Origin of the sequence: Streptosporangium sp. CA-135522 (assembly GCF_050949235.1) — a bacterium.
Taxonomy (GTDB): domain Bacteria; phylum Actinomycetota; class Actinomycetes; order Streptosporangiales; family Streptosporangiaceae; genus Streptosporangium.
Map to the genome: position 1 here is coordinate 3,923,151 of NZ_CP192026.1, position 19,207 is coordinate 3,942,357.

Below are 19,207 nucleotides of genomic sequence, written 5' to 3' on the forward strand. Positions count from 1 at the left end.
GTTGTTAGATTGGCGGCATGACGACGCAGCGCAAGAACTCTCCCAACGCGGCCCGCCGTAGCGACGCCTCCCGGCGGGCCATCCTCACCGCGGCGTTCGACCTGGTCCAGGAGGTCGGATACGCCAAGCTGAGCATCGAGGGCATTGCCGCGCGGGCCGGCGTCGGCAAGCAGACCATCTACCGCTGGTGGCCCTCGAAAGGCACGGTGCTCTTCGACGCCTTCCTCATGTTCAGCGAGGGGCCGGACGGCGAACCCGCAGCACTACCCGACACCGGCGACCTGGAGGCCGACCTGAAGACGGTCCTGCGCGCCACGGTCGCGGAGCTGAACGATCCGCGCTACGACGAGCCGATGCGCGCGCTCGCCACCGAGATCGCACACGATCCGGAACTGGCCGCCGCCTACGCCGAGCGGCTGGACGGACCGATGAAGGAGCTCAAGAAGCGACGGCTGCGCGGTGCCCAGCGGGCCGGGCAACTGGCGGAGGATCTCGATCTCGACGTGGCCGTGGAGATGGTCTGGGGCCCGCTGCTCAACCGGTGGCTGCAGCGCAGCGGGCCGCTCACTCCCGAATACGCCGACAGCGTCGTCGCAACCGCCCTCAACGGACTGCGCCCGCGCCGGCCGGGCCACTGAGCACGGTCACACAGCGCCGATCACCTCAATCGACATCATCCGCTGACCGGCCCGGGCACGCGGACGGCCGGCACGGACGTTCCGCTCGTGGGCGCGGGAACACGCGGACGCTTTCCGCTAGGCGCCGAGATCGCCGGTGGGGTGCTCCATCGGGGCGTCGACGTGGCCGAACAGGCCGGACAGAAGAGTCGACGCCGCACCCGAGGTAATCGGCCCCGGTGACCTTATGTGACACGATGATCGTCACAGGCGATTTTCGGTGATGCACTCTCCCTATTTAGTGCCCATCTTTATTAAAGTTTGCACAAAAAACTCAGGGAGGACAGATGTCACCTTCCAGGTTCGTCGCGGCCGTAGCCGCCTGCCTAGTGCGGTGACCACATAGGTTCATCGGCTCGAGGAACAGCGCTGTACTGCTTGCGCTGGCTGTCCTGGTTGCCCTCCACTGTCGTATCGACACCGAAGCGATCGATGGAGGAGGAGCACAATGGCCGAGCCTGTGCGGGCGCGGCGGTTGTCCGACCATGAAGGGCAAACGCTGCAGCGGCTGGTGCGGCGGGGAAAGCACGACTCGGTCCGGGTCCGCCGCGCGTTGATCGTCATGGCATCGGCCAGCGGGACACCGGTGACGGCGATCGCCCAACTGGTCGCGGCCGATGAAGACACCGTGCGTGATGTCATCCACGCCTTCAACGAGCGGGGCCTGTCCGCGCTGGACCCTAACTGGGCGGGAGGCCGTCCCCGCCGCATCACCAGCGATGATGAGGACTTCATCGCCCGGACGGCCACGACCCGGCCCGAGAAGCTGGGTCGTCCTTTCACCCGGTGGAGCATCCGCACACTCCTCGCCTATCTGGCCGACAACCCGACCCGCATCGTGGTGATCGGCCGGGAGCGGCTGCGGCAGTACTTACGCGAGCACAAGATCTCCTTCCAGCGCACCCGGACCTGGAAGGAGTCCACCGATCCCCATCGGGAGGCCAAGCTGGACCGGATCGAGGAGGTCACCACCCGCTTTCCGAACCGGTGTTTTGCCTTCGACCAGTTCGGGCCGTTGTCGATCCGGCCGCAGCCCGGCTCGGGCTGGGCTCGCGAGGGCAGACCCGAACGCTGGCCGGCCACCTACCGGCGCGAGCACGGGATCCGCTACTTCCACGGCTGCTACAGCCTGGGCGATGACCAGCTGTGGGGCGTCGTCCGCGAGCGCAAGAGTGGTGCCCACACGCTGGCCGCGCTCAAGAGCATCCGCAAGGCCCGCCCCGACGGCGCGCCGATCTACGTCATCTGCGACAACCTGTCGGCCAACAAGCCCCGGCCATCCGTGCTTGGGCGGCCAAGAACAAGGTCGAGCTGTGCTTGACGCCGACCTATGCCTCCTGGGCCAACCCGATCGAAGCGCAGTTCGGACCGGTGCGCACCTTCGTGATCAGCAACTCTCACCATCCCGACCACGCCGTGCAGACCCGCAAGCTGCAGGCCTACCTACGCTGGCGCAACGCCAATGCCCGCCACCCCGACGTGCTGGCCGCCCAACGCCGCGAACGCGCCCGTATCCGCAGCGAGAAACAACGACGCTGGGGCCGACCGCTCGCCCGAGCGGCCTGATCACTCAAGCCGGTGAACGTTCGTGGTCACCGCACTAGGAGCATGACCTCGAGTGTCGATCCCGGCATCGCCCTGGCCCTCGGGTCCCCGGCCCCCGCCCTCGACCTGGACGCCCGGCGGGTGCGGCCGGCCGGCGGTGCGCGGACGTCGACCAACCGAGTGGAGACGGTGAGAGGGGCGGAAAACGAGGGTTGACGGCCCATGCCGACGCGCGTAACTTCCCAAATTAAATAAGAAAGTTTCTTGTTTGTTGCTTCCCTGACGAGCGCTCTCCGTCGGCCGGGGGAAGGTCACGCACGCGTGCACGATCACCCGGGGGACCCACACGTCCTATCCGACCATCCGAGCCTCCAGAGAGGAAGCACGATGTCCCGTCTCCGTCCATGGAGAGCAGCCGTCGTGGCGGTCGCCTGTACGGTCGCCGCCGCGGGCCTGGCCGCCGTCGGCGCGCCGGCCGCGCACGCCGCGACGTCACTGACCGCCAAGTTCACCGCCGCGGACCGCGGCACATGGTGGCAGGGCGGCTACGAGGTGAAGAACGCCGGTGACACCGCGGCCACCACGTGGACCCTCGAATTCGACCTCAACTCCGGCCAGTCCATCGGTAACTGGTGGAACGGCACGCCGACCGTGAGCGGCGGCCACGTGACCGTGAAGCCGTCGAGCGCCAACGCCAACGTGCCCGCGGGCGGCACCACCGGGAGCAACAGCTTCGGGTTCGTCGGGACGGGACCGAGCACGGCGCCCGCCAACTGCAAGATCAACGGTAGCCCGTGCGAGGGCGGACCCGCGCCGGACACCCCGCCGACCGCGCCCGGCAGGCCCGTGGCGACTCCGGCGACCACCAGCGTGGCCCTGACCTGGGCCGCCTCCACCGATGACAAGGGGATCGCCGGCTACGACGTCTACCAGGGCGCTGCCAAGGTCACCTCGGTCACGGCCACCTCGGCGACGGTGAACGGCCTCACACCCGACACCGACTACACCTTCACCATCAAGGCGAGGGACACCGCCGGCCAGGAGTCGCCGTTCTCTCCGGCCGCCACCGCGCACACGCTCAAGGAGCAGACCCCCGACACCGAGGCGCCGACCACGCCGGGCACCCCGGTCTCCACCGGTAAGACGAGCACCGGCGTGACACTGCAGTGGGCCGCCTCGACCGACGACCGGGGCGTCACCTCCTACGAGGTGTACAACGGGGACGCCCTCGCCACCACGGTCACCGGCACCCCGCCGGGCACCACCACGACGGTCGGCGGCCTCGCCGCCGACACCGACCACACCTTCAAGGTCCGGGCCAAGGACGCGGCGGGCAACCAGTCGGCCTTCTCCGGCACGGTCACCGTACGGACCGACAAGCAGCCCACCGACCAGTCGGCCTGCCGGCCCGACGGGCTCTACCGGTCGCCGGGTGTGACCGGCGTGCCGTACTGCACGGTGTACGACACCGACGGGCGCGAGAAGATGGGCGCCGACCACCCGCGCCGCGTGCTCGGATACTTCACCAGCTGGCGGACCGGCAGGGACGGCTCCCCGGCCTACCTGGCGAAAGACATCCCCTGGGACAAGATCACCCATATCAACTACGCCTTCGCGCACATCGACGGCCAGGGCAAGGTCTCCGTCGGCACCTCGGGTCCGAACAACCCGTCCCTGGGCATGGAGTGGCCGGGCGTCGCCGGGGCCGAGATGGATCCGTCGTACTCGTACAAGGGCCACTTCAACCTGCTCAACAAGTTCAAGAAGCAGCACCCCAACGTCAAGACGATCCTGTCGATCGGCGGCTGGGCGGAGACCGGCGGCTATCTCGACGACAACGGCACCCGGCAGGCCACCGGCGGCTTCTACACGATGACCGGCTCGCAGGCGGGCATCAACACCTTCGCCGACTCGGCCGTGAAGTTCATGAAGGACTACGGCTTCGACGGTGTGGACATCGACTACGAGTACGCGACATCCGCTCCGAGCGCCGGCAACCCGGACGACTTCACCTTCTCCAACCCGCGCCGCGCCACGCTGGTGGCCGGCTACGTCAACCTGATGAGGACGCTGCGCCAGAAGCTGGACGCGGCCGCCGCGGCCGACGGCAAGTACTACCTGCTCACCGCCGCCACCAGCGCCTCCGGCTGGATCCTGCGCGGCAGCGAGTCCTACCAGGTCACCCCGTACCTCGACTTCGCCAACATGATGACCTACGACCTGCACGGCGCGTGGAACCAGTTCGTCGGCCCGCTGCAGGCCCTGTACGACGACGGCACCGACGCCGAGATGAAGCACTGGAACGTGTACGGCACCTACAGCGGCATCGGCTACCTCAACGGCGACTGGGCCTACCATCACCTGCGCGGCGCGATCCAGTCCGGCCGGATCAACCTGGGCCTCGGCTACTACAGCCGCGGCTGGCAGGGCGTCACCGGCGGCACCGACGGACTCTGGGGGATCTCCGCGCTGCCCGACCAGAACAACTGCCCGGAGGGCACCGGCGGAAAGATCGGCTCCACGGTGCCCTGCGGCAACGGCGCGGTCGGCATCGACAATCTCTGGCACGACCTGGACAAGGCGGGCAAGGAGGTCCCGGCGGGCGTCAACCCGGTCTGGCACTTCAAGAACCTGCAGGAAGGCAAGCAGGGCAGCTACATCACCCAGTACGGGCTGACCCCCGACACCGACCCGGCCGACCGCATCTCCGGCACCTACGCCCGTAAGTACTCCTCCTCCATGGTCGCTCCCTGGCTGTGGAACAACGACAAGAAGGTCTACCTGTCGACCGAGGACGACCAGTCGGTCCAGAGCAAGGCCGACTACGTGGCCGCCAAGGGCCTCGGCGGCATCATGATCTGGGAGCTGGCCGGCGACTACGCCTACTACCCGGGGCGCGACGGCGGCAAGGGCGAGTACTTCATCGGGGACACGCTCACCACGAAGATCTACAACACCTTCAAGACGGCCGCGCCGTACGGGAACCTGAAGGCCGGAACCAGGACGATGCCCACCCAGGCCCTGAACGTCCAGGCCGAGCTGTACGGCTTCGCGGTCGGCGACGCGAACTACCCGATCTCGCCCAAGCTCAAGTTCACCAACAACTCCACGACCACCATCCCCGGCGGGGCCACGATCGAGTTCGACTACGGCACCTCCGCACCGGCGACCATGACCCAGCAGACCGGCTGGACGCTCTCCATCGTGTCCACCGGCCACACCGGCCCGAACGCCGGCGGCCTCAAGGGCGACTTCCATCGGGTCCGGCTGACGGTCCCGAACTGGGAGAGCATCGCCCCGGGACAGTCGAAGGAGGTCCAGCTCCGCTATGACCTGCCCATCGCCACTCCCTCCAACTTCACCGTGACGTTCGGTGGCCAGTCCTACCGGCTGGCCTTCGATAATCCTCGCTGACCGTTCCTGAGCGTTCCGCCCGGCCGCCTCCGGGCCGGGCGGAACGCGTTTCCCGTTTCGGAGGGCATGACTTCCGTAACATGGACGGCCGCCGTCAGATGACCCGATTGCGTCATTTGTCGGTGGGGCCCGGCACGATGGGCGCATGACTGACGCCCCCCAGGACGCCTCCCATGGCACCCCTCACGCCACCCCGCTCGCCGACCGGGCCGAATACGCCCAGGCCGTCCAGCTGGCCGTCGACGCCGCCGCGGCCTACTACGGCGCGGGTGACTCCGCCCTCGACGACGACGCCTACGACCGGCTGGTGCGCGGCATCGAGGCCTACGAGGCGGCGCATCCCGGGCACGTGCTGCCCGACTCGCCCACCGGGAAGGTCGCCGCGGGCGCCGTGGTCGGGGACGTCCCGCACACCGTCCCCATGCTGAGTCTGGACAACGTCTTCGGCGCCGGGCAGCTGGTCGAATGGGCGGCGTCGCTGGAGCGCAGGCTGGGCCGGCCTGTGACGGCGTGGAGCGTGGAGCCGAAGCTCGACGGGCTGGCGATCACCGCACGTTATCGCGGCGGGCGGCTGGCGCAGCTGGTCACCCGGGGCGACGGTACCAAGGGGGAGGACGTCAGCCACGCGATCGGCACCATCGTGGGGCTGCCAGCCAGACTGGCCGAACCGGTCACGGTGGAGCTGCGCGGCGAGGTGATGATGACCACCTCGCAGTTCGAGGACGCGTGCGCCAAGCGCCAGGCGCACGACGGCACCACGTTCGCCAACCCGCGCAGTGCCGCCGCCGGCACGCTGCGCGCCCAGGACCGGCCCTACGTGTGCGAGCTGACGTTCTTCGGCTACGGCGCGCTGCCACACCCCGACGACACCTCCGAGCAGGCCGCGCGGCTGCGCGAGCTGCCGCACAGCGAGGTCATGACGTGGGTCGCCAGCCAGGGCGCGCAGACCACCGACGCCACCCCGGTCGCCGGAATCGTCGCCGAGACGCTGGAGCAGGTGCAGGAGCGCGTTGAGTAGATCGCCACGCTGCGGCCGGAGCTGCCGTTCGGCATCGACGGCATCGTGATCAAGTGTGATCTCGCCGCCGACCAGGCGCAGGCCGGCTTCAGCTCGCGCGCTCCCCGATGGGCGATCGCCTACAAACTGCCCGCCACCGAAAAGATCACCAAGCTGATCGGCGTCGAGTGGAACACCGGCCGCACCGGCATCATCGCCCCGCGCGCCGTGCTGGAGCCGGTCGAGCTCGACGGCAGCACCGTTACCTACGCAACATTGCACAATGTTGCCGACATCGCCCGCAGGGGCCTGATGCTCGGCGATTCCGTGGTCGTCTACAAGGCCGGTGATGTGATCCCCCGGGTCGAGGCCCCGGTCGTGCACCTGCGCACCGGCGACGAGCAGCCGATCGTGATCCCGCAGGTCTGCCCGCTGTGCGGCGACGCGATCGACGCCTCCCAGGAGCGGTGGCGGTGCGTTCGCGGGCGCGCCTGCCGGGCGATCGCCTCCATCGGCTACGCCGCCGGCCGCGACCAGCTAGACATCGAGGGCCTGGCCGAGAGCCGCATCCAGCAGATGCTGGACGCCGGGCTGATCGTCGACTTCGCCGACCTGTTCTATCTGACCCGCGAGCAGGTGCTGGGCCTGGAGCGGATGGGTGAGACCAGTACCGACAACCTGCTGGCCGCCATCGAGCGGGCCAAGGCGCAGCCGCTCAGCAGGGTGTTCTGCGCGTTGGGCGTGCGCGGTACCGGCCGTTCCATGAGTCGGCGCATCGCCCGGCACTTCGGCAGCATGGACGCCATCCGCGCGGCCGACGCCGAGGCGATCGAGGCGGTGGAGGGCATCGGCCCGAAGAAGGCGCCGGGGGTGGTGGCCGAGCTGATCGAACTCGCCGACCTCATCGACAAGCTGGTCAGGGCCGGGGCGACCATGACCGAGCCGGGCTGGACACCACCCGTCGAGCCCAGCTCCGACAGCGGCACCGGCACCGATGCCGAGACGAGCGGCGCGTCCGACCTGCCGCTGGCCGGGATGGCCGTCGTGGTCACCGGTGCGATGAGCGGAGCGCTGGAGGCGCTGTCTCGCAACCAGATGAACGAGCTGATCGAGCGCGCCGGAGGCAGATCCTCCTCCAGCGTCTCGGCGAAGACGTCGTTGCTGGTGGCCGGGGAGAAAGCGGGCTCCAAGCGAGCCAAGGCCGAGAGCCTGGGCGTACGGATCGTCGGCCCGGAGGAGTTCGCCGACCTCGTCGGCCCGTTCATCTGATCAGGACCGGAGTCATCTCATCTGATCGACGAGCTCGAATCAGCCACGTGGCAATCACCTCGTAGAGACCTATACGAGGTGATTGAACCGATCACCGCATCTACGAGGTGATTGAACCGATCACCGCATCTACGAGGTGATTGAACCGATCACCGCATCGGCCTGGACGCGGCGACGGTTCGATAGCCATCACCGGCCCGCCCATCACCGGCCAGATCCACCTCTGACAGGAACCATCGGCATGCACCTCTCCCCCCTCGCGCAGCGCCTGCACAATTTGATCACTGGGACCGCGAATGACCCCACATACTGGCCCGAGGCCTCCCAGTTGAGCGCCGGGCTGGGCGCGGCGGTCCGGGCCGTCGACGGCAGCTTGATATCGGCACCGTACGTGGTCGACGAGCAGCGGCTGGCCGTGGCGGCCCGCGAGCTGGTCGGATACCTGCTGGACGAACACCGACGGTACGAACACCGACCGTACGAACCCTTCTCCGTGATGGCGGCGGCGGGGCTGGCGGGCATGGACGCCGAAGTGAGCGCCCAGTTCACGGAGAAGCGCGGGCCGATCGCGGTCGCCGAGATGGAGGTGGTGTTCGGCTGGGACGTGGAGCTGCGGGCGCTGCTCGCCGAGGCGATGGCCAAGGCGATGCGAGAACGGCCAGACCACGCCGCCCCGCTGCCCGCCGTCATCGAATGGCTCGGCGGCCGGCCCGGCTACCTGGACCTCGCCCGGACGGTTCTGGAGGCGGCCGAGGCCCGCGTCACGGCGATCCACGCCGGCGAGATTCCCTACAGAGCGGAGAAGGCGTTCGACGACGGAGAGAAGAGGACCATCGGCCGGGCCGTACGGCTGGCGCTCCTGCGGGACGAGCCCTGGCTGCCCGATCTGCTGGACAGGCTGCTGCGCGGGATCGCGGTGGCGCCCACCCAGGCCAAGACCCTGCCCTCCCAGGGGCTGCTGTTCGAGATCGCCCGCGCGGTGGAAGAGCACCCGACGCCCGAGGCGATCTCCGCGCTGCGCGCCGCCCGCCAGGCCACCCGGCATGCCGGGGTGCCCAAGCAACTGGACCGCATGTTCAAGCGCATCGAGGCCGCCCTGGCGAACCGGCTGGAGGTGGCGTTCCGGATACCCGACGGGCGGCTGCGGCAGGCCGTCGGCGAGCACACGGCGATGATCTCAACCGACGGCAAGGTCGAGCTGTCGTGGTGGCACGGGGACAAGAAGCTGAAGGCGGTCCCGGCGGCGGTCAAACGGGAGCACCCCGAGGAGGTCAAGCGGCTGCGCGAGCTGGCCAAGCAGACCGCGCAGCAACAAGCCACCCTGAGTAGGGCGCTGGAAGCCGGATGCGCCGGCGAGACGGCTCCGCCGTACCGGCAGCTGGAGGGTCACCCGGTCACCGATCGGCTGATCTGGGAGTTCGAGGTCTCGCCCGGTGTGTGGCGCAGCGAGCTGGGGTTGACCGTTCCGGACGTGCCGGTGCGGCTGTGGCATCCGGCCCGCGCGTCCCTGGAGGAGGTGCGCGCCTGGCGAGAGGTGGTGCAGGGCAAGGAGCTGCGCCAGCCGTACAAGCAGGCCTTCCGCGAGGTCTACCTGCTCACCCCCGCCGAGGAGGAGACACGCGACCACTCGCGCCGCTTCTCCAACCACCTGCTCCGGTACGGCCAGGCCAAGACACTGCTCACCGACCGCGGCTGGACCGGCATGACGCTGGGCCACTGGGACTGGGCCGGAGGGTCCGCTGAGTGCACGGCCACCAAAAAGCTGCCCGGCGGCCTGACCGTCACCTGGGACTTCCACCTGGACGAGGGGTCCGCCGAGCGGGACAACGTCGGCCCCGTCTCCATCTGCGTCAGCGGCGACATCCGTTTCCTCGCCGGCATCTCGCCGGTCCCGCTGGCCGAGGTTCCTCCGCTCATCCTGTCGGAGGCGCTGCGAGACGCCGACCTGGCCGTCGGTGTCACCTCCACCGGCCTGGACCCCAACGGCCACGGGGACTACTGGCAGTCCTACGGCTTCGGCGACCTGGCCGAGAGCGCCCAGGTCCGGCGCGACGCCCTGTCCCGATTGATCGGGCGTACGACCATCGCGGACCGATGCACCATGACGGACCGCTTCCTGGTGGTTCGAGGCGATCTACGCACCTACAAGATCCACCTGGGGTCGGCGAACATCCTGATGGAACCCAACGACGCCTACCTGTGCATCGTCTCCGGACGCGACCCCCACGCCGGGCTGTTCCTCCCGTTCGAGGAGGACGGCCGGTTGGCGCTCATCCTCAGCAAGGCTTTCCTGCTGGCGAACGACACCGCCATCACCGATCCCTCCATCACCTGTCAGATCCGGGCTTGACGCACGCGGGAAAGGAACCTCCGCAATCGCGTGCGGTTTATCCCGAGGTCGCCGGGCGGACCACGTCATGGTCCTTCCAATACCGGGTCGGTCCGGGAGCCGGCCTCCCAGTACCTTCAGCTCTCGATGCCTGACACCCTCCGACGGACACGACGGTGGATCACACGGATCCACCGTCGTTTCCAGCCGCGTAGCCACTTCATGCCCGGCCCCGGGCGTCACGCCAGGCGACGGTAACCGATGACGTGCCGCTCGACCTGCCGGGCAACGCTGGTTTCGGTAGTTCAGAGAAGCCACCCTGCACAATGTCGCCGACATCAACCGCCGGGGCCTGATGCTCGGCGCGGCCAGGGGTCGGCCTCGACGCAGAACCGCCGGCTCGCTGTATACGGAGAGCGAGCCGGTCGGCGGTTGCCCGGCTGTCGATGTACTCGTCTCTGATCGTGCGGAGGTCGTGAGTTCGAGCTCTGACCAGGTAGACGGTCGGCTTGGTGACGCCCCGGGGCCGCCTCGCGGGTTTGAGCCCGGTGCCGCGACTGACGAACCTGGCGAAGAGTCGTGTCCTACCGGCTCGAGGCGCGGCCAACCGCCCCCGCTACGTCCTACTCCTACGGCTCCCAGGCGCGGAGCAGGTCGAGCAGCCCTGCGTCTCCGTCAACGTGCAAGGAGCCGGCCGGGATACGGTCGTACAAGTAGAGGACCAACTCACTGGCCGTGCCATGGACGGAGGCACCGGCTGCGTCCGAGTCCTCGCCGGTCGCGGCAGTGGGCGCGGGGATGCGGGTGGAGCGTGCGCCGTCGCCGTCGACCGTGAGGCGCCAGGAGCGGCCCTCGGCGGCGTGGAAGTCGAAGGCCGTGGGCTTGTGCGGCCAGGCACTCTGCGTTGCGCAGACGGTGAACAGGAACTCCTCCACACCGTCGAGTGCCACCTCGACCGGCAGCGGCTGCGGGGCACCCCCGGTGAGCTGGGCGTCGTACGTGTGCACCGCGCTCTCCTGGGCCCGGTGCCGGGCGATACCGCCGGAGGTTTGCGGTGACTGCGACGCAGGCCACCACGTCCAGCAACCGCTCTCCGGTCCTGCCTCGCGCAGGGCGCTCAGCAGAAGCTGCGTCGACGCGGCCAGCCAGGCCAGCAGGACCTCACGCTCCCGCGGCACTTCCAGAGCGGCGCGCGCAGCGGTGGCCTCGGCCGGGGGAGCGTCGGCAGGCCCCGCGCCGACGATGGCGGCCCAGAAACGGTCTCCCCCACCCAGGTGCTTCACCAGATCGAACAGCGTCCACCCGGGGCAGGTCGGCACCTGTGCGTCGAGACTGGGCGCGGCGGCGACCGTGGCGCGGAAGGCGGTCGACCGTTCATCGATCAGTCGCAGCAGGTCAGGGAACTCAAGTTTCTTTTCCACGCCGAATGTCTATCACCATGCTCCGGTGATCGGATAGCGATTTTCACAGTCGCCGCCGGTTGGCCATTGCGGACGTCGTCCTCGCCTCCCACCGCTCGGGTGACAAGCTGCGCACTACTGCGAGGACGCTGGTGGTGGCGGTACGCCCGGCGTCGTGCCTGTGGGTGCTCTGGCCTCGCCGCGCGGCCGGGCACCTCGACGACGTGAGGTCCACCCGGTGCGCGCGGTCATGCTGCCGCTCGATGTGATGGACGCGGAGGTCACGACGGCGGGGGAGGACCGGTCGGGTCGGGAGTTCATGTCGCGCCAGGAGAACCGGCCGGGCCGGGTCCGGCGGGTCCAGCGCCGCCTGGGCGCCGGGCTGATCGTCGACTTCGCCGACCTGTTCTATCTGACCCGCGAGCAGGTGCTGGGCCTGGAGCGGATGGGTGAGACCAGTACCGACAACCTGCTGGCCGCCATCGAGCGGGCCAAGGCGCAGCCGCTCAGCAGGGTGTTCTGCGCGTTGGGCGTGCGCGGTACCGGCCGTTCCATGAGTCGGCGCATCGCCCGGCACTTCGGCAGCATGGACGCCATCCGCGCGGCCGACGCCGAGGCGATCGAGGCGGTGGAGGGCATCGGCCCGAAGAAGGCGCCGGGGGTGGTGGCCGAGCTGATCGAGCGCGCCGGAGGCAGATCCTCCTCCAGCATCTCCGCCCGGACCTCCCTGCTCGTGGCGGGGGAGAAGGCCGGCTCGAAGAAGGACAAGGCCGCGGCGCTGGGAGTGCGGATCGCCACCCCCGAGGAGTTCGCCGCCCTCGTCCAGGACTTCGTCTGACCCGGTGATCGGGGTCCCGCGGCGAGCGGGACCCCCGCCTGGCCGGACGTGGGCCTAGATCACTCCGGTCGGCGAGTGATATACAGCCCTGGGAACCCAGGGGGTGAACGGTATGCGTAGTCGATGGCTCCTCGCGCTGATCGCCTCGGCGGTCGCGATCGTCGCCTTCGGCGTGTACGGCCTGGTGACCACGTCGGGCACCACGGTGACCTCGGTGTCACCGCGCCCGAGTTCTCCCGGCGAGATGACCGAGGAGAGCCCGCTCGCCCCCAAGCCCGATTCCACCCTCGTGCTGCTCGACCCGTCTCCCACCCCCATGCCCGCCACCCTCCAGTCGGCGCCACCGGAGGGCCCCGAGACGACCGCGACGAGGTATCTCACCGCCTGGCAGTCAGGTGACCTCCCGGCCATGACCGGCCTGGTCGCCGACCCGCCGGCCGACTTCGCCGAGCGGCACCGGCGCTTCGACACCGAGCTGCGAGTCTCGTCGCTGTCGCTGACCCCCGGCGGTCTGCGCCGCCAGGGCGGGGAGGCGGCCGAGGTCCCCTTCCGCGGGGTACGGGAGATCGCGGGACTGGGCCGGTGGGAGTTCTCCTCGATCCTGCGTCTGGGACTGCGGGCCGGCGCCTGGAAGGTGCTCTGGACCCCGGAGACACTCCACCCGGCGCTCAAGGACGGCGGAAGCCTGCGGCTCAAGGAGACCCAGGTTCGCCGGCCGGCCACGCTCACCCGTGAGGGCGTGCCGTTCCCCCGCGACAGCAGGGCGGGCGACTACGTCACCGGGCTGGACGGCACGGCGACCATCCTGTCGCTGGAGGAGGCACCCTCGGGCCGGACGCTGCTGAAATCAGCGGCTCCGCCGGTGCCCGCCGGGACGCGCAGCACGATCTCCCAGCCCGTGCAGGCGGCGGCGGCCCGTGCTCTGGACGGTCTCGGGCAGCCCGCCGCGATCGTGGCCGTCGACGTCCAGACCCGACAGGTGCGCGCGGTGGCGGACACACTCGGCGGCAGGCGGGCCTTCAACGGTCTCTATCCGCCCGGCTCGACGTTCAAGGTGGTGACCGCCGCCGCGCTGCTCCGCACCGGCCTGGCGCCGGAGTCACCGGTCGCCTGCCCGGCGACCTACACCGTTCCCAACGCCAGGAGCTTCCGCGACGCCGACGGCACCGATCACGGCACCGTGCCCCTCACCACGGCTTTCGCGCTCTCCTGCAACACCACCTTCGTGCAGAACGCCTACGAGCGGCTACGCGACGACCGGCTGCGCGCCGAGGCGGCCGACCGGTTCGGGTTCCGGGAGAAGCCGGGCCTGAGCTCCTGCCGGATCGGCCCGTCCGCGGACCTGAACGAGCTGGGTTCCGACGCCATCGGTCAGAACTCGGTGCAGGCCAGCCCGCTGTGCATGGCCGAGGTCGCGGCGGCGGTGGCGAGCGGCGTCTGGAAACCAGCCGTCATGACCACCGAGCCTCCGGACGACTCGCCGCCCGCGGTGCCGCTGGACGAAGGCGTGGCCGCCGGCCTGCGCACGATGATGGGCGCGGTGGTCACCCAGGGCACGGCCGCCCAGGCCGGCCTCCCCCCGGAGACCGCGGGCAAGACCGGCACCGCCGAGGTCGCCGGCGCGCAGTCCCACGCCTGGTTCATCGGCTACCACGGCTCCCTGGCCTTCGCGGTCTTCGTCCAGAACGGCGGCAGCGGCGGCCAGGTGGCGGCGCCGATCGCCGCGCGGTTCCTCAAGGCGTTGTAGAACGAGGGAAGGTCGCCGCGCGGTTCTCAAGGGTGTAGCGCGAGGCGAAGCCGTCGTACGGTCCACGAGGCGCTGCGGCGCGGGGGCCGCCTTCGGCGCGTCCACCCTCCCGGTCAGGGGCGCAGCGCGGCGAGCGGTCAGGGGCGCAGCGCGGCGAGCAACTGCTCGAACGGGATGACGGCGTCGGTCCGCTCCGTGCCGGCCTGTTCGGCGTCGGTCCGCCCGGCGTCGGTTCGCCCGGCGTCGGTCCGCTCCGTGCCGGCCTGTTCGGCGTCGATCCGCTCGGTCGCCGCCGGTCGGCGTAGCATCAGATCGACCAGCTCCCCGGCCGCGCGGGCGATGCGGGCGGTCAGGCCGTCGGTGCGGGCGTCCCCGCCCGACCCCCAGTCCTCGGACGCGGCGTAGACCGCGGTGGGGGCGACGAGCGCGCGCAGGTAGACGAACAGCGGGCGCATCGCGTGCTCGAGGGCGAGCGAGTGCCGAGCCGTGCCGCCGGTGGCCGCGATCAGCACGGGCTTTCCGGCCAGCGCGGTGTTGTCGATCACATCGAAGAAGGACTTGAACAACCCGCTGTAGGAGGCGGTGAAGATCGGCGTGACGGCGATGAGGCCGTCCGCCTCCGTCACCGCCCCGACCGCTTCACGCAGCGCCACGCCGGGGAAGCCGGTCACCAGGTTGTTGGCGATGTCGGTGGCCAGATCGCGCAGCTCGACCACCGTCACCTCGACCGCGCGCTCCCGCGTCAGGCGCCGCTCGGTCGCCTCCGCCAGCCGATCGGCCAGCAGGCGCGTCGACGACGGCCGGCTGAGACCTGCCGAGACGACCACGAGCTTCAGGGGCTTCATCTACTTCTCCTCCATCGGATGCGCGCGAGGACGCGGGGCGGGGTCAGGCCGGGGAGCCGGCGGGAACGGGCGGCTGCGTGCCGTCACCGGAGTCACGGCGAGCGACGAGGGCGGCGTGGGTGGGGCCGTCGGGCACCTCACTCGGCCGGCCGGCGGCGAACTCCTTGCGCAGGACGGGCACGACCTCCTCGCCGAGGATGTCGAGCTGCTCCAGCACGGTCTTCAGCGGCAGCCCGGCGTGGTCCATCAGGAACAGCTGGCGCTGGTAGTCGCCGAAGGAGTCACGGAAGGTCAGCGTCTTGTCGATGACCTCCTGCGGGCTGCCCACCGTGAGCGGCGTCTGGTCGGTGAACTCCTCCAGCGACGGGCCGTGACCGTACACGGGCGCGTTGTCGAAGTAGGGCCGGAACTCGCGCACGGCGTCCTGCGAGTTCCGGCGCATGAAGACCTGGCCGCCGAGCCCGACGATGGCCTGCTCGGGGGTGCCGTGCCCGTAGTGGGCGAAGCGCTCCCGGTACAGCTCGATCAGGCGCTGGAAGTGCTCCTTCGGCCAGAAGATGTTGTTGGCGAAGAACCCGTCGCCGTAGTAGGCGGCCTGCTCGGCGATCTCCGGGCTGCGGATCGAGCCGTGCCAGACGAACGGCGGCACGCCGTCCAGCGGGCGGGGCGCGGCGGTGAAGGACTGCAGGGGCGTGCGGAAGCGGCCTTCCCAGTCCACGACGTCCTTGCGCCACAGCTCGTGCAGCAGCGCGTAGTTCTCGATGGCCAGCGGGATGCCCTGACGGATGTCCTTGCCGAACCACGGGTAGACCGGGCCGGTGTTGCCGCGGCCCAGCACCAGATCGACGCGCCCGTCCGCCAGGTGCTGCAGCATCGCGTAGTCTTCGGCGATCTTGACCGGGTCGTTGGTCGTGATCAGGGTCGTGGCGGTGGAGAGGATGAGCCGCTCGGTCCGCGCGGCGATGTAGCCGAGCATGGTGGTCGGCGACGACGGCACGAAGGGCGGGTTGTGGTGCTCGCCGGTCGCGAAGACGTCGAGGCCGACCTCCTCCGCCTTGAGCGCTATGGCGACCATCGCCTTGATCCGCTCGCGTTCGGTCGGCGTCCTGCCGGTGGTGGGATCGACGGTGACGTCGCCCACGGTGAAGATCCCGAACTGCATCGTGCTCACCATTCTCTTCCTCGTGCTATTTAAATTTCAACCACCCTTAACATCGCGGCCGGCGGATTATTCCCGCCCCCGTCCAGACCCCCCGTCCATGCCCGGCGCCTCACGCGCGAGCGCCGGCCCGGTGGCCCGGACACCGGCCGCGGCCAGCAGCGCGGCGGTCAGATCGGCGACGTGCGGTTGCGTCCGGCGCCGGCGCGTGACGGCCATGCCGATGTACCGGGCGGGACGCGGCGGTTCGACCGGCAGCACGGCCAGCTCCGCAGACGGCTGTAGCGCTACCTGCGGGATCAGGGCGATGCCGACCCCGGCGGCGACCATCGTCTGGGCGAAGAAGTAGTCGGTGGTGGCGGCCGAGACGCGTAGCTCGAAACCGGCGAGCTCCGCGTACCGCTGGAGGAAATCACCGGTTTTGAGGCAGCCCAGCACCCAGCGCTCGGTGGCCACCTCGGCCAGGTCCACCGACGAGCGGCCGGCGAGCGGGTGGCCGGCGGGCATGACGATCGACATCGGGTCGTCCATCAGCGGCGTCCACGTCAGGCGGGAGCGCTCGCCGGGTCGGATCGGCAGTGGCTTGTCGAAGTGGTAGGCCAGCGCGATGTCGGCCTGCCCCTCGCGGACCATCGGCAGGCTGTCCTCCGGCTCGCGTTCCAGCACGGTCAGCTCGACGTCGGGGTGCTCGGCGGTGAACCGGGCGAGGGCGGCGGGCAGCAGATGGCGGCCGCCGCTGGTGAACGTCGCGATGGTCATGGTCGTGCGTCCGGTCGTGAGCCGGTCGATCCGCTCCTGCGCGTGCCGCAGCTCGGCCGAGATCGTCTCGGCCGCCTCGACGAGCATCCGGCCCGGTTCGGTGAGTGCCACCCCGCGGGTGCTGCGGTGGACCACCGGCGTGCCGAGCGTGCGCTCCAGGGCGGCGATCTGCTGGGAGACGGCCGACGGCGTGAGCAGCAGCGCGGCGGCGGCCCTGCTGAAGCTGCCCTGCCGGGCGACCTCGCGCAGCATCCCGAGCCGCTGGACATCGATCATCAGTTTTCCTAACAGCCGGTTAAGCGGATCGCCACTTCTGCTTAACACCGTATCGGGACATGCTGGGGCCATGAAAGAGGTATGCGTCATCGGCGGCAGCCGATACTTCGGCAGGCGCCTGGTCGTACGGCTGCGCGACGCCGGTGTCAACGTCACGCTCGTCAACCGCGGGTCGCAGGCGGCGCCCGAGGGGGTGGAGCACCTCGTCGCCGACCGGGACGACGAGCGGGAACTCGCCGCGGCGCTGGGTGAGCGCACCTTCGACGTGGTCGTCGACCAGGTGTGCGGCACGCCGCGCCAGGCGGCCGTCGCCGCACGCGTTTTCGCCGGTCGCACCGGCCGGTACGTGATGACCTCGACCATCGAGGTCTACGACCACGCCCTGACCGACGGCATTCCCGCGGCCACGCCCGGTACCCCGATGGCGGAGACGGCCGTCGACCCGTGGCTGTGGCCGGTGGACCAGGACCTGCCCTGGCACGACCCGGCGTTCCGCGAGGACATGTACGGCGAGGGCAAGAGGCAGGCCGAGGCGGTCCTCACCCGGGCGGACGCCTTCCCGTTCGTCGCCGTGCGCTCCGGCCACGTCGTGGGCGGCGGTCCCGCCGACTTCACCGGCCGGCTGCGGCACCACGTCGAGCGGATCCGCGACGGCCGGCCCGTCGTGATCCACCGCGACAACCACCCGTCGTCGTTCGTCCATGACCGGGAGATCGCCGAATTCCTGTACTGGGCGGCGGGCGCGGACTTCACCGGTGCCGTCAACGCCCGCTCCCACGGCGAGTTCGGCGTCGTCGAGCTGTGCGAGCGGATCGCGGCGCAGGTCGGGGTCCGGCCGGTCTACGAGACGGGCGAGGCCGGGCAGGCGTCGCCGTACTCCTTCGACCACTACTACGGTATGGACAACGGCCGGGCCGGGCGGCTCGGCTTCGGCTTCTCGCACACCGCCGACTGGCTGCCCGGCGCCATCGCCGAAGCGCTGTGAGGTCGCTGTGAGGTCACCGCGAGATTCACCGCAGGATTCACTGTGAGGTCACGGAACATGCGCACACGCCACATCGGCGACGTCCCTGCCGGTTTCATCGGGCTGGGCGCGATGCCCCTGTCGATCGAGGGACGGCCGGACGAGGGCCGGGCGATCGCCACGATCCACGCCGCGCTCGACGCCGGCGTCATGCTGGTCGACACGGCCGACTCCTACCACTGGTACGCCGGTGAAGCCGGTCACAACGAGGAGCTGGTCGCTCGCGCGCTCGCGGCGTACGGCGGCGACACCGGCGCGGTGCTCGTCGCGACCAAGGGCGGGCGGGGCCGGCCGGGCGACGGCTCGTGGACGGTCGACGGCTCGCCGGAGCGTCTCAAGCGGGCCTGCGAGGCGTCGCTCGCTCGGCTCGGTGTCGAGGCGATCGGGCTTTACCAGCTGCACAAGCCCGATCCGGCCGTCCCCTGGGCCGACTCCGTCGGCGCGCTGGCCGAGCTGCTCGACGAGGGCAAGATTCGCATGGCCGGGATCTCCAACGCCGACGCCGGGCAGATCCGCGAAGCGTACGAGGTCCTCGGCGGCCGTCTGGCGTCGGTGCAGAACAGGTTCTCTCCGGCCTTCCGGTCCGGCGAGCCGGAGCTGCGCCTATGCGAGGAGCTGGGCGTCGCGTTCCTGCCCTGGAGCCCGCTCGGCGGCATCTCCCGCAGCTCGCTCGACGGCGAGTCCCGTCTCGGTGCGCCCGACCCGCTGCACGACGCGTTCCACGCGGTCGCGCGCGAGCACGGCGTGAGCCCGCAACAGGTCTGCCTCGCCTGGCTGCTCGCCCGATCCCCGGTCGTCATCCCGATTCCCGGAGCCAGCCGTCCGGAGACGATCCGCGACTCCGCGGCCGCCGCCGGCCTGGTGCTCGGCATGGACGAGATCGCCCGGCTGGAGGGTGTTCCGAGCGCCGGTTGAACGGGGGCCGGCG

Annotated in this window: 12 protein-coding genes and 2 pseudogenes; 10 read left to right on the forward strand and 4 right to left on the reverse strand. The window is 70.2% G+C overall.

Features of this window, described 5'->3' with window-relative positions:
• Window positions 1-17: 17 nt before the first annotated feature.
• The 6 genes and pseudogenes from ACQPYK_RS18360 to ACQPYK_RS18385 all read left to right on the forward strand — a co-directional run bounded on the left by ACQPYK_RS18360 (window position 18) and on the right by ACQPYK_RS18385 (window position 10,252).
• A complete protein-coding gene (locus ACQPYK_RS18360) occupies window positions 18-638 on the forward strand; it encodes a TetR/AcrR family transcriptional regulator (protein ID WP_433256742.1) in 621 nt (206 codons plus the stop codon).
• A gap of 487 nt (window positions 639-1,125) precedes the next feature.
• Window positions 1,126-2,243: pseudogene (locus tag ACQPYK_RS18365) on the forward strand (IS630 family transposase).
• Between the two features lie 42 nt (window positions 2,244-2,285).
• A complete protein-coding gene (locus ACQPYK_RS18370; RefSeq protein ID WP_433256743.1) occupies window positions 2,286-2,438 on the forward strand; it encodes a hypothetical protein in 153 nt (50 codons plus the stop codon).
• A gap of 171 nt (window positions 2,439-2,609) precedes the next feature.
• A complete protein-coding gene (locus tag ACQPYK_RS18375; protein ID WP_433256745.1) occupies window positions 2,610-5,636 on the forward strand; it encodes a chitinase C-terminal domain-containing protein in 3,027 nt (1,008 codons plus the stop codon).
• A 421-nt stretch (window positions 5,637-6,057) separates the two neighbouring features.
• Window positions 6,058-7,902 (forward strand): annotated as a pseudogene (ligA, locus tag ACQPYK_RS18380) (NAD-dependent DNA ligase LigA).
• 241 nt (window positions 7,903-8,143) lie between these two features.
• On the forward strand, window positions 8,144-10,252 hold the full coding sequence (locus ACQPYK_RS18385; RefSeq protein ID WP_433256747.1) for a DUF4132 domain-containing protein: 2,109 nt from the start codon (window positions 8,144-8,146) through the stop codon (window positions 10,250-10,252).
• A gap of 608 nt (window positions 10,253-10,860) precedes the next feature.
• Here ACQPYK_RS18385 and ACQPYK_RS18390 read toward each other — a convergent pair.
• Window positions 10,861-11,652 carry a maleylpyruvate isomerase family mycothiol-dependent enzyme gene (locus ACQPYK_RS18390; RefSeq protein ID WP_433256749.1) on the reverse strand — a complete coding sequence of 264 codons (792 nt, stop codon included), beginning with the start codon at window positions 11,650-11,652 and terminating at the stop codon, window positions 10,861-10,863.
• A 154-nt stretch (window positions 11,653-11,806) separates the two neighbouring features.
• Here ACQPYK_RS18390 and ACQPYK_RS18395 point away from each other — a divergent pair, with 154 nt between their 5' ends.
• Window positions 11,807-12,469, forward strand: coding sequence for a helix-hairpin-helix domain-containing protein (locus ACQPYK_RS18395; protein WP_433256751.1), 663 nt, complete (start codon window positions 11,807-11,809; stop codon window positions 12,467-12,469).
• A gap of 112 nt (window positions 12,470-12,581) precedes the next feature.
• The gene (locus ACQPYK_RS18400) at window positions 12,582-14,216 is read left to right on the forward strand and encodes a penicillin-binding transpeptidase domain-containing protein (RefSeq protein ID WP_433256752.1); all 1,635 of its coding nucleotides are present in this window, start codon (window positions 12,582-12,584) and stop codon (window positions 14,214-14,216) included.
• A 137-nt stretch (window positions 14,217-14,353) separates the two neighbouring features.
• On the opposite strand, the gene ACQPYK_RS18405 is transcribed toward ACQPYK_RS18400, so the two are convergent.
• The 3 genes from ACQPYK_RS18405 to ACQPYK_RS18415 form a co-directional block, all read right to left on the reverse strand.
• Window positions 14,354-15,061, reverse strand: coding sequence for an FMN reductase (locus tag ACQPYK_RS18405; protein WP_433256754.1), 708 nt, complete (start codon window positions 15,059-15,061; stop codon window positions 14,354-14,356).
• Window positions 15,062-15,104: 43 nt separating this feature from the next.
• Window positions 15,105-16,223 carry an LLM class flavin-dependent oxidoreductase gene (locus tag ACQPYK_RS18410; protein WP_433256756.1) on the reverse strand — a complete coding sequence of 373 codons (1,119 nt, stop codon included), beginning with the start codon at window positions 16,221-16,223 and terminating at the stop codon, window positions 15,105-15,107.
• 66 nt (window positions 16,224-16,289) lie between these two features.
• Entirely contained in the window at window positions 16,290-17,255 is a 966-nt protein-coding gene (locus ACQPYK_RS18415; protein ID WP_433256757.1) for a LysR family transcriptional regulator, read from the reverse strand.
• A 70-nt stretch (window positions 17,256-17,325) separates the two neighbouring features.
• On the opposite strand from ACQPYK_RS18415, the gene ACQPYK_RS18420 reads away from it, so the two are divergent.
• Both ACQPYK_RS18420 and ACQPYK_RS18425 read left to right on the forward strand, forming a co-directional pair.
• Window positions 17,326-18,240, forward strand: a complete 915-nt coding sequence (locus tag ACQPYK_RS18420) for an NAD-dependent epimerase/dehydratase family protein (protein ID WP_433256759.1) — start codon at window positions 17,326-17,328, stop codon at window positions 18,238-18,240.
• A 57-nt stretch (window positions 18,241-18,297) separates the two neighbouring features.
• Window positions 18,298-19,194: an aldo/keto reductase gene (locus tag ACQPYK_RS18425; RefSeq protein ID WP_433256761.1), complete on the forward strand. Its 897-nt coding sequence runs from the start codon at window positions 18,298-18,300 to the stop codon at window positions 19,192-19,194.
• Window positions 19,195-19,207 lie beyond the last annotated feature (13 nt).

Coding starts and splice junctions, on each gene's coding strand:
- ACQPYK_RS18360 (WP_433256742.1), top strand. CDS start 18: ATGACGACGCAGCGCAAGAACTCTCCCAACGCGGCCCGCCGTAGCGAC.
- ACQPYK_RS18370 (WP_433256743.1), top strand. CDS start 2,286: ATGACCTCGAGTGTCGATCCCGGCATCGCCCTGGCCCTCGGGTCCCCG.
- ACQPYK_RS18375 (WP_433256745.1), top strand. CDS start 2,610: ATGTCCCGTCTCCGTCCATGGAGAGCAGCCGTCGTGGCGGTCGCCTGT.
- ACQPYK_RS18385 (WP_433256747.1), top strand. CDS start 8,144: ATGCACCTCTCCCCCCTCGCGCAGCGCCTGCACAATTTGATCACTGGG.
- ACQPYK_RS18400 (WP_433256752.1), top strand. CDS start 12,582: ATGCGTAGTCGATGGCTCCTCGCGCTGATCGCCTCGGCGGTCGCGATC.
- ACQPYK_RS18405 (WP_433256754.1), bottom strand. CDS start 15,061: ATGAAGCCCCTGAAGCTCGTGGTCGTCTCGGCAGGTCTCAGCCGGCCG.
- ACQPYK_RS18410 (WP_433256756.1), bottom strand. CDS start 16,223: ATGCAGTTCGGGATCTTCACCGTGGGCGACGTCACCGTCGATCCCACC.
- ACQPYK_RS18415 (WP_433256757.1), bottom strand. CDS start 17,255: ATGATCGATGTCCAGCGGCTCGGGATGCTGCGCGAGGTCGCCCGGCAG.
- ACQPYK_RS18420 (WP_433256759.1), top strand. CDS start 17,326: ATGAAAGAGGTATGCGTCATCGGCGGCAGCCGATACTTCGGCAGGCGC.
- ACQPYK_RS18425 (WP_433256761.1), top strand. CDS start 18,298: ATGCGCACACGCCACATCGGCGACGTCCCTGCCGGTTTCATCGGGCTG.